The sequence below is a fragment of the Pseudomonas syringae group sp. J309-1 genome (assembly GCF_032582135.1).
GTDB lineage: Bacteria > Pseudomonadota > Gammaproteobacteria > Pseudomonadales > Pseudomonadaceae > Aquipseudomonas > Aquipseudomonas quasicaspiana.
The window spans coordinates 1-9,548 of the sequence record NZ_JAWHNU010000100.1 but is presented as its reverse complement, the minus strand read 5'-3'; the positions used below and the strand labels follow the sequence as shown (position 1 = coordinate 9,548).

The 9,548-nt window shown below is 57.8% G+C and carries 9 protein-coding genes; 4 read left to right on the top strand and 5 right to left on the bottom strand.

All coding sequences use genetic code 11. The annotated features are described in order from the left end of the window. Positions 1 to 105: 105 nt before the first annotated feature. Positions 106 to 1,524: a short-chain fatty acid transporter gene (locus RX972_RS28510; RefSeq protein ID WP_316880586.1), complete on the top strand. Its 1,419-nt coding sequence runs from the start codon at positions 106 to 108 to the stop codon at positions 1,522 to 1,524. A 349-nt stretch (positions 1,525 to 1,873) separates the two neighbouring features. On the opposite strand, the gene RX972_RS28505 is transcribed toward RX972_RS28510, so the two are convergent. From RX972_RS28505 to RX972_RS28485, 5 genes are all read right to left on the bottom strand, one after another. Further along, the gene (locus RX972_RS28505) at positions 1,874 to 2,368 is read right to left on the bottom strand and encodes a MarR family winged helix-turn-helix transcriptional regulator (protein WP_316880584.1); all 495 of its coding nucleotides are present in this window, start codon (positions 2,366 to 2,368) and stop codon (positions 1,874 to 1,876) included. A gap of 98 nt (positions 2,369 to 2,466) precedes the next feature. After that, positions 2,467 to 3,033: a YbhB/YbcL family Raf kinase inhibitor-like protein gene (locus RX972_RS28500; protein ID WP_231668112.1), complete on the bottom strand. Its 567-nt coding sequence runs from the start codon at positions 3,031 to 3,033 to the stop codon at positions 2,467 to 2,469. A gap of 394 nt (positions 3,034 to 3,427) precedes the next feature. Beyond that, positions 3,428 to 4,363 (bottom strand): 2-hydroxyacid dehydrogenase, encoded by a 936-nt coding sequence (locus tag RX972_RS28495; protein WP_316880583.1) that lies wholly within the window; start codon positions 4,361 to 4,363, stop codon positions 3,428 to 3,430. 49 nt (positions 4,364 to 4,412) lie between these two features. Next, the gene (locus RX972_RS28490) at positions 4,413 to 5,222 is read right to left on the bottom strand and encodes an MOSC domain-containing protein (RefSeq protein WP_027898953.1); all 810 of its coding nucleotides are present in this window, start codon (positions 5,220 to 5,222) and stop codon (positions 4,413 to 4,415) included. Positions 5,223 to 5,396: 174 nt separating this feature from the next. Then, positions 5,397 to 6,326: a chemotaxis protein CheV gene (locus tag RX972_RS28485; RefSeq protein WP_122398279.1), complete on the bottom strand. Its 930-nt coding sequence runs from the start codon at positions 6,324 to 6,326 to the stop codon at positions 5,397 to 5,399. 553 nt (positions 6,327 to 6,879) lie between these two features. Between RX972_RS28485 and RX972_RS28480 the strand changes: the two genes are divergently transcribed. From RX972_RS28480 to RX972_RS28470, 3 genes are all read left to right on the top strand, one after another. Beyond that, positions 6,880 to 7,317, top strand: coding sequence for a hypothetical protein (locus RX972_RS28480; protein ID WP_316880579.1), 438 nt, complete (start codon positions 6,880 to 6,882; stop codon positions 7,315 to 7,317). 408 nt (positions 7,318 to 7,725) lie between these two features. Continuing rightward, entirely contained in the window at positions 7,726 to 8,619 is an 894-nt protein-coding gene (locus RX972_RS28475; protein WP_255880824.1) for a sensor histidine kinase, read from the top strand. Then, a complete protein-coding gene (locus RX972_RS28470) occupies positions 8,616 to 9,275 on the top strand; it encodes a response regulator (RefSeq protein WP_231668108.1) in 660 nt (219 codons plus the stop codon). The genes RX972_RS28475 and RX972_RS28470 overlap by 4 nt, the downstream gene beginning before the upstream one ends. The last annotated feature ends 273 nt before the right edge of the window (positions 9,276 to 9,548 follow it).

Here is a 9,548-nt window from a genome sequence, read left to right as displayed (position 1 = left end):
GCGATGCGGAGTGACTGACACACCGCATCGCAGCCTTCGGCAGCTCCTACAGTGGGTATGTAATAAAGATTCAACCCCCAATAATAAATACAAGAGGACAACCCCGTGGCCGCCGATATCGAAGATAGCCGCTCTGCCCGTTTCGCCCTGCGTTGCGCCAAATGGGCGGAGCGCTGGTTTCCGGATTCCTGGGTGTTCGCAGCGCTCGCGGTGGTCATCGTCACGGTTGCCACGCTGGCCATGGGTGCCAGACCTGCCGATGCTGCCAAAGCTTTTGGCGACGGCTTCTGGAGTCTGATCCCGTTCACCATGCAAATGGCCTTCGTGGTGATTGGCGGTTATGTGGTGGCAAGCTCGCCTCCTGCAGTAAAGCTCATCGACCGGCTGGCGCGTATTCCAAAGAACGGGCGCTCGGCAGTGGCCTGGGTTGCGCTGATCTCCATGGTCGCCTCGCTGCTCAACTGGGGCCTGTCGCTGGTATTCGGCGGCTTGCTGGTTCGCGCCCTCGCCCGCCGTACCGACTTGCGCATGGACTATCGCGCAGCGGGTGCAGCGGCCTATCTGGGGCTCGGCGCCGTGTGGGCGTTAGGGCTTTCATCCTCGGCGGCACAGTTGCAAGCCAACCCCGGCAGCCTTCCACCTTCGATTCTGGCTATCACCGGCGTTATCCCATTCACCGAAACCATTTTTCTCTGGCAGTCCGGCGTACTGCTGGCGGCGCTGGTCGTGGTATCGCTGGTAGTGGCTTACGCAACAGCTCCGGGCCCGAATAGCGCTAAAGATGCCCATGCCTGCGGCGTCGATCCGGCATTCAGCATGCCCGCATTACCTGCGCGTACCCGTCCGGGTGAATGGCTGGAATACAGCCCGCTGCTGATCATTCTGATGGTGCTGCTGGCGTCCGGCTGGATCTTCAACGAGTTTTCCACCAAGCCGGCAATTACGGCGATTTCCGGGCTGAATACGTATAACTTCCTGTTCATCATGGTCGGTGCGCTGCTGCACTGGCGTCCACGCAGCTTTCTTGATGCAGTGACGCGAGCGGTGCCGACCACCACGGGCGTGCTGATCCAGTTCCCGCTGTATGGGTCCATCGCGGCATTGATGACGACCGTAAAGGGCACGGATGCGCAGACCCTGGCCCATCACATCTCGACCTTCTTCACCAGCATCGCCTCCCACGACACCTACGCGCTGCTGATGGGCGTGTACTCGGCAGTCCTGGGTTTCTTCATCCCGTCGGGCGGCGGCAAGTGGATCATCGAAGCGCCGTATGTGATGCAGGTCGCCAATGACCTTGAGTATCACCTGGGCTGGGCCGTGCAGATCTACAACGCCGCCGAAGCGCTGCCGAACCTGATCAACCCGTTCTACATGCTGCCGCTGTTAGGCGTTCTGGGTTTGAAGGCTCGGGATTTGATCGGCTTCTCGTTCGTGCAGTTGCTGGTGCACACGCCACTGGTGTTGTTTCTGCTGTGGATTCTGGGCGCGACACTGGCGTACACACCGCCGATGCATCCTTAGCGAGCCTGGTGTCCCTGACACCGCGCTGTCGCGAAGCAAACCCGGTTCTATGTGGGAGCCGGGCTTGCCCGCGATGCAGGCGATGGGGTGTATCAGCGAGACCGAGTTATCGTTCATCGCGGGCAAGCGCGCTCCTACAGGAAAGCATTCCAGATCAGGTGATTGCATTGGGTTTCATTAGCGCACTTTGCGTCCCGGACACTGCACTGTCGCAAAGCAAACCCGGTTCTATGTGGGAGCCGGGCTTGCCCGCGATGCAGGCGATGGGGTGTATCAGAGAGACCGCCATCGCAGCCTTCGGCAGCGCCTACAAGTGTTGTGTTTGCCTAAGACATATGAATTCAGACATTCAGGCCGAACAACCGTCGCCGTAATCCAGCGCGGCAACTTTTGCCAACAGCTCACGCAGCTCACAGGCCTGCTGCTGGCCCAGCGACTTTTCGAAGCACTGCTGAGCCTGTTCCCACAGCGCCTGGGACTCCAGCAGTTTGTCCACGCCGGCCTGAGTCAGGCGCACACGTCGGCTGCGCTTGTCTTCCGGGTCAATACCCACGGAGATAAGGCCCTCACGCTCCAGTGGCTTGAGATTTTGCGCCAGCGCCGAACGATCGATCACCAGCATCGCCGCCAGTTCGGTGACTGCCGGGGCCTGATTGCGCGCCACCTGGATCAGAATCGAACGCTGCGTAGAGCGCAGGCCACAAGGTGCCAGAACCGCGTCATACAGCTGGGAAATGCGCCGGGTCGCCTTGCGCAGGCTGGTTGCATGACACAGCACGCGCGGTGCAATCCGCAAACTGTCGGGGATTTGCAACGCAACGACCGGGGTTGGACTCTGGCTCATATAGGTTCCTGCAGAAATACGTCAATCAAGATGCAGCAAGTGGGCAATGCTGGCATATCCCCGCGAACAGCAATAGCCAGCACCGAGCGTGCAATCTGTCAGGTACGCTCATGAATCCCGTCCAGCCGTCCACGGCCAATGACCGCGCCGTCGATGGCTTTGAGCAACTGATTACGATTGGGTGGGCTGTCAAAGTCCAGCGGTCGATCCAGTGCCAGCAACTGAAAGCTGTATCGATGCGGGCCATGGCCGACCAGAGGCTGCGGCCCGATGTAGGTCGCACCGCCAAACGTGTTGCGCCCCAAGGTCAGCAGGCCGCGGGAAGCACTGCTCAAAGCTCCGACAGGCAGACCGTTGAGCTGCGGCGAAATGCCGATGGCAATCGCATGCACGAACGCAAACGGTATCGGCGCATCGGCATCTTCAATGATCAGCACGAGTTCTTTTGTTCCGGTCGGCAGTCCTTCCCACACCAGCGGTGGCGACAGATTACCGCCCTTGGCCGAACCAACATGGGACAGCGGAATCTGCGCCATTGAAGCAAACGCCGGGCTGCGCACATCGATAACCACCGGCGAAAACGCTACAGCCTTGTGGTTCCAGATCAGCTTGTTTTCGGTGGCACCGCGGCCGCGCAATACGCGCCCCAGCAGACGACTCAGCATCCTGATACCTCCTGATATTTGCGTCGCCCATATCGCGGGCAAGCCTCGCTCCCACAGTAGATCGCATTCTCAAGTTGGAATGCGATCTACTGTGGGAGATTCTATGTTGGACTGCAATCCCGTAGGAGATCTCCCGTCGTCCAGACGCTGCGCTGTCTTGAAGCAAACGGATGACCCTGTAGGAGCCAACTTGTTGGCGAGACGTCGAACCGGCATCGTCAGAAATTCCGCTTCGCCAACAAGTTGGCTCCTACCAGGTCTGCGTTTCAAATCCATTATTGACGTGATGTTTGATGAAATCGGCTTTAGCCGGCCCTACGGAAAAGCGCAATCTCATGTGTGCGGTGCTTGCCCGCGATAAGGTCTCACCTGAATTTTCATCTCAAGCAATCAATCAACCATGTACCGGCGTCAGCACCGGTTTACCCGCAAAAAACGCCTGCAGGTTATCCGCCACCATCTGCACCGTTGCTTCAGAAGCCTCCGGCGACAAGCCGCCTACATGTGGCGTCAGCACTACGTTATCGAGACTCTTCAACGCATCCGGAACCCGCGGCTCATCGTCAAAGACATCCAGCGCCGCACCGGCAATTCGCTGCTGCTGCAGGGCATCAACCAAAGCAGCAGTATCAATCACACTGGCCCGGGCGATGTTGACCACAAAGCCTTGCGGACCCAGAGCATCAAGGACCTGACTGTCGATCAGGTGCTGTGTACCGCCACCACCCGGCGTGGCGATAATCAAAAAGTCAGAGACATTGGCCAGTTCGAGCGGCGTTGCGCAGTAGTCAAAATCCACATCGGTACGCGGCTTGCGATTGTGATAACTCACGACCATGCCAAAACCCGCTGCACGCCGGGCGATGGCCAGGCCAACCGCGCCAAGGCCGAGAATGCCCAGGCGCTTGCCCTCGAACGAGGGGCGCGTGACCTTGCGCCACTCACCGCGGCGCACCGATGCGTCCGCCTGCGGGATATCCCGCACGATGGACAACAGCAACGACATCGTATGATCGGCCACCGTCGGTGCATTTACACCAGCGCCGTTAGTGACCGTAATACCCCGCGCTTGCGCCGCAGGAAGGTCAACGTGTTCATAACCCGCACCCAGCACGCAGATGATTTGCAAATGCGGCAGCGCTGCAATTTCATCCGCGTAAAGCCCCAGCGGCCCTCGGGTCAGCACTACGGTGATTTCCTCACTGCGCGTGGCAATGGCTTCGGCACGCGTTGCCGGAGTTGGCGCCAGAATGAGCCGATAACCATTGTTTTCAAGGATGTGCAGGTACTCGTTGACGCTCTCGACCAGCACCAGAACTGTGGTTGTCATGCAGGGCTCCGGAAAAGATGAAAAAAAGAAAGTAATCTGAGTCAGACTCTCACTCCAACACGGTCACCGGCATACCGACTTCAAGGATACCCGGCCCGTCATTGACCATATTCTGCCCGAACCAGACATCCCCCTCGCGCTCACGATAGGTTTTCAGGGTGGTCAATGGTTCGCGATCGGCGTTGCGCTCGCCGGTGGCAGGATCGATGGTGGTGAGGATGCAGCGCGTGCACCCTTTGAGCAGGCGAAATTCGATATCGCCGATACGAATGCGCTTCCATCCATCTTCCGCAAACGCCTCAGCGCCCTCCACCACCAGATTTGGCCGAAAGCGCAGCATTTCCTGCGGACGACCAATCTTCGCTGACAGATCATCAAGAGATGCCTGACCGATCAGCAACAGCGGGAAACCGTCGGCAAACCCGACGCGCTTTTCGTCGACACCAAGACCGCCGGGCAACATCCGGGCGCGGTCAGCCGGTACATACACCATACGGGTCGGTTTGCCGATGAAATCGCTGACCCAGCGAGCGGCTTCGTCACCGGCATCCGGCACGCGCAACGTGTCGCGCCACACAGTGACGCCGCGCAGAGACTGTTCGATATTTTGCGGGACAGGAATATCAAGCGCCGTAAAGCCCGGTGCCTGGAGGATTACACCACCGTCTTCGTTCAACAGCGCAGAAAGCTGAGACATGTGCGGCAAGGCCCGCTGGGTCAGAAAGCGCCCGCTGGCTTCGTCCACCAGCATCCAGCGTCTATCCCCGGTCATCCCCAACTCGTCAAAGGACGCCTGCTGAAGGACTTCAGCCTTGCAGGATTTAAGGGGGAAACGGTAGAGCGCGCTGAGATGCAACATGGCCTGGTCCTTGTTCGGCTGAAATCGCCGGAATCATGAAGGCCACAAGCTTATACGAACTTGTCTGTTGCGAGGCATGACAATGCGAGCCAGCGCGCAGATCAATGCTGCGCCTGGCTCCTGGCTCGCCGGGGCCGGTCAAGCCCTGGCGCTGCGATCAGCTTTTGACTTGGATCAATCCTGAACCATGATCAAACGTTCACGAACCACATCCACCAGTTTGTCGGGCTGGAACTTGGAGAGGAAGTTGTCGCAACCCACTTTTTTCACCATGGATTCGTTGAAGCTGCCGGACAGCGAGGTATGCAACACCACATACAATTCGCGCAGACGTGGATCGTTACGAATCTCAGTGGTCAGTCGATAACCATCCATTTCCGGCATTTCCGCGTCGGTAAACACCATCAACAGTTTCTCGGTCATGACCTCACCACTGTCGGCCCAGGCTTTGAGCATGTTCAATGCTTTAAGACCATCGCTGGCCACGTGCAGCTTCAGACCCAACTGGGACAGGGTGTCACGCAACTGGCTGAGTGCAACCTTGGAGTCATCCACCAGCAGGATTTCACGGCCTACTGCAGCGGCGAGCACAGGGTCTTCGAGTTTCTCGCTGGATACCTTGGCGTTGTACGGCACGATTTCGGCGAGGACTTTTTCCACGTCGATGACTTCAACCAGTTGATCGTCGACTTTACTGATCGCGGTCAGGTAATGCTGACGGCCAGCGCTGGCAGGCGGCGGCATGATGGCATCCCAGTTCATGTTGACGATGCGATCGACACCGCCCACCAGGAAGGCCTGAACCGAGCGGTTGTACTCAGTCACGATAATCGTGCTGTTCGGCCCCGGTACCAGCGGCTTCATCCCGATGGCCTGGGACAGATCGATCACCGGCAAGGTCTGGCCGCGCAGGTTGACCACACCGCACACAAACGAGTGACGTTGCGGCATCAGCGTGAGTTTAGGCAGTTGCAGAACTTCCTGAACCTTGAAAACGTTGATCGCAAACAGCTGCCGACCCGCCAGGCGAAACATGAGGATTTCAAGGCGGTTCTCGCCCACCAGTTGTGTGCGTTGATCTACTGAGTCGAGAATGCCAGCCATTTCTTGCTCCTGAAGCGTGGGTCACAGTGAGTCTGCGAAGTTGTTATCGGCTGAAAACAGCGGGACTTAAAGGCGATGAAAGGTTAAATACAAAATTGATATCACTTTAACATCATGCTTTACTCGTCGGCGAATGACAGATGCTCATTCCGACCAGTAACAGCCCTTCATCGCTTCTTCAGCAGGCGACAAGCGTTCTACACCCTAAGGGAAACCCCTAGAAGCCCTCAGGGGCGACCTGATTTGCGCCTCTCGACTTAGCCATTAATGTGACACCATTCTCATATTTGGAATGGAGTTGAGGTCTTGGTTGCGTCGCGGCCCACCCCAAAAAATCTGCCGTCCCGATTTGCCGCAGGTGGTGAATGTATCGCCGCGCCCGCTCTATCCGCCTGTCTCGCCACCCTCCATCCAACCGGAATATTCGTCACACAGCCTTCCATTTCGAAACATTCGGAAGCGGCCTACAGACTTTCACTTCACATCCACATTAACGTTCCGCAGTGCGCACCGGGTACTACACTGGAGCGATCCATGATCTATGGAGATCCCCATGCTGAACGGTAAAGAGTGGCAACAGACACACCCCGATTTCTTTGATGAATCCCAATTGCTGCTGAGCACCTGCCAGGAATGCCTCTCGCACCTGGAGATGATCAGCAATGATCAGGACGCCGTCGAGTGCCTGCTTGGCACCCTGTTCAAACTGTCGGAAACCGCCGATAACGCGCTGATCCCCAGCACTGCCGATTTCGCGCGTCAGTTGCGCGGCATGCTGAGCGTCGCCTACCCCAATCTTTGCCTGACGGACGATGCCCTTCAGACGCTTGAACACTGCCTGACCTTGCTGGCCTGGCAACTCGAGTTGATTGATCCCCATACCGGGCAATTGCTGCTGGATGACACCGAACAAAAAGAACTGCTGGGGCAACTTGCTTATACCTGCGGCCTGGAAGCCTGCGAACCGGCTCAGGAGCAACCGCGGTTTTAATCGGTCACGGGCCTCAATGCGCCGGTTCTTTCCACCCGTCAGAGCACCCGTAAAAGCAAGAGCATGCCGTGCCCGCAAATAGCCTCGCCGCTGCGTCAAGAACACACGGTATTCCCGGGCTGTTGGGTCGTGGTTATTCTGCGCAAAGGGACACAATAAGGCCTGCCAGCCTTGCCAACTATCCGGTGTAACGTCAGGCAGCTCGTTCAAACTTTGAACATTGAGGTAAGATCACGACCCCAAGCATTATTGCCACAATGATGACGACACAGGATGTGCGATCAAATCTGCAAGACGAGACAAAAACAAGTAATCAAGGCAGTCAACGATAAACGACATGTCCGACATTGACCTGGCATCCTCAATGGCAGGTTGTTCCGCAGTGACCACCCCGATGGCTCCATCGCTATGCACGCCCCTACCAGTATTTCCAGATATCGGCTGCCAGGTAACAGAAGCATTCTCTGGCTAAATGCCGTTTTGTGCATCGGTGCAGCAATCGGTAATAGCGCGCTGTATCTGACCTCAGACGACTTCCCTGTCGCCCTGTTGCTGCTTAATCTCGCGACCTTTGCCAGCGTCTGGCAGGCCCGGTTGCGCTATGGCCGGTCGATTCGTTTCCAGCCGCAGGAACTGGCCGACCACATGCTGCAGGTTCAGGAAACAGAACGGCATCGCCTGAGCCGCGAGCTGCATGACGACATTGGACAGATGCTCACTGCCGCAAAGATGCAATCGGAATGGCTACGCCGCCGTCTGCCTGCCGAACTGCTCGAACACAGCGCGCAACTCAACAACACCCTGGACGAAACCCTGGCGAAGGTTCGCGACGTGTCAGCCATCCTGCACCCTCGCCAGCTGACCAGTCTGGGACTGGAAGCCAGTCTTCGCGGGCATCTGCTGCGCACCCTGGCGGACAGTCAGGTGCGCTGGAGCCTTGAGTGCAAACAGCAACTGTCCGGCATCCCGGAAGAGATGACGGTTACTGCGTTTCGCATCACCCAGGAAGCGGTCACTAATATGTTGCGCCACGCCCACGCAAGCAATCTTCTGGTTCGCCTGCGCCGCCTGCCACAGGGTCTGGAGCTGCACATCAGCGACGACGGAGTTGGCTTTTCGCCCGCCGCGGACCCGGCGCGTGAGGGGCAGCGAGGCATGTCCGGCATGGCCGAACGGGTGGCTCTTCTCAACGGTACCTGGACGATACGCAGCGAACCCGGCGATGGCACACGTATCGATGTGCTGTTGCCTTGGGTACCGCGCGCTCATGAACGAGCAAACATAGACAAGAAGGCTAGATGACCTGCACATTGCTGTTGATTGATGATCACTCACTGATCAGGGCTGGCGTTCGCGCTCTGGTAGCCGACATTCCGGGCTATTCAGTGATCGGCGAGGCCTGCGACGGCGCGCAACTGAGCGCGCTGGCTACCGAGTTGAACCCCGACATTATCCTGCTGGATATCTCCATGAAGGATGTCGACGGCATTGATGCCTTGAAAGAGTTACGAACTATCCTGCCGGACAGCAAGGTTATGATCCTGTCCATGCACAGTGACCCGACGCGAATCATGCGCGCGCTGGAAGCGGGTGCCCATGGCTATTTGCTCAAGGACGCGGCAGCGACTGAGCTGGAGCAGGCGTTACTGGCGTTGAGCAGTGGTGAACGTTATCTGAGTCCGGCGATTGCCCATACGGTGATCAATCAGGCGTTGATCGGGGTTCAGGCGAGAAAGAACGAAACGCCGCAAAACCATAATCTGACGGCCCGGCAGTTGGAGATTCTGCGTCTGATCGTGCGTGGCAAGTCGACTCGGGAAATTGCCGGTGGGCTGGGGTTGAGTATCAAGACGGTGGAGACCCATCGAGCCCAGGTCATGAAGCGCTTGCAGATTCATGACGTGGCCGGGCTGGTTCTGTTTTGTGTGCGGGAAGGGATTATCAGTCTGGATGATTGATCGGCGTTGTCTGCACGCAATTATCTATGTGTACATATCCGTTGTTGGGGTAACGGCTGATATTGGTTGCGCTTTTACAGCGCCTCACTTTTGAAAGGAGCCCAAAAGTAAGCAAAAGGCTCATGCCCCACCACTCGTTCCCTCGCCTAGGCTCGGGATGCCCGTCCGCAGATCTGAAACCGTGGGCCGCCGCAAAGGGCCATCCATGGCCCAATGCGGCTAACCCGGCGTCCTGCCGGGTTACCCACGGCTTCAGATCTGCGTTCGGCCAGC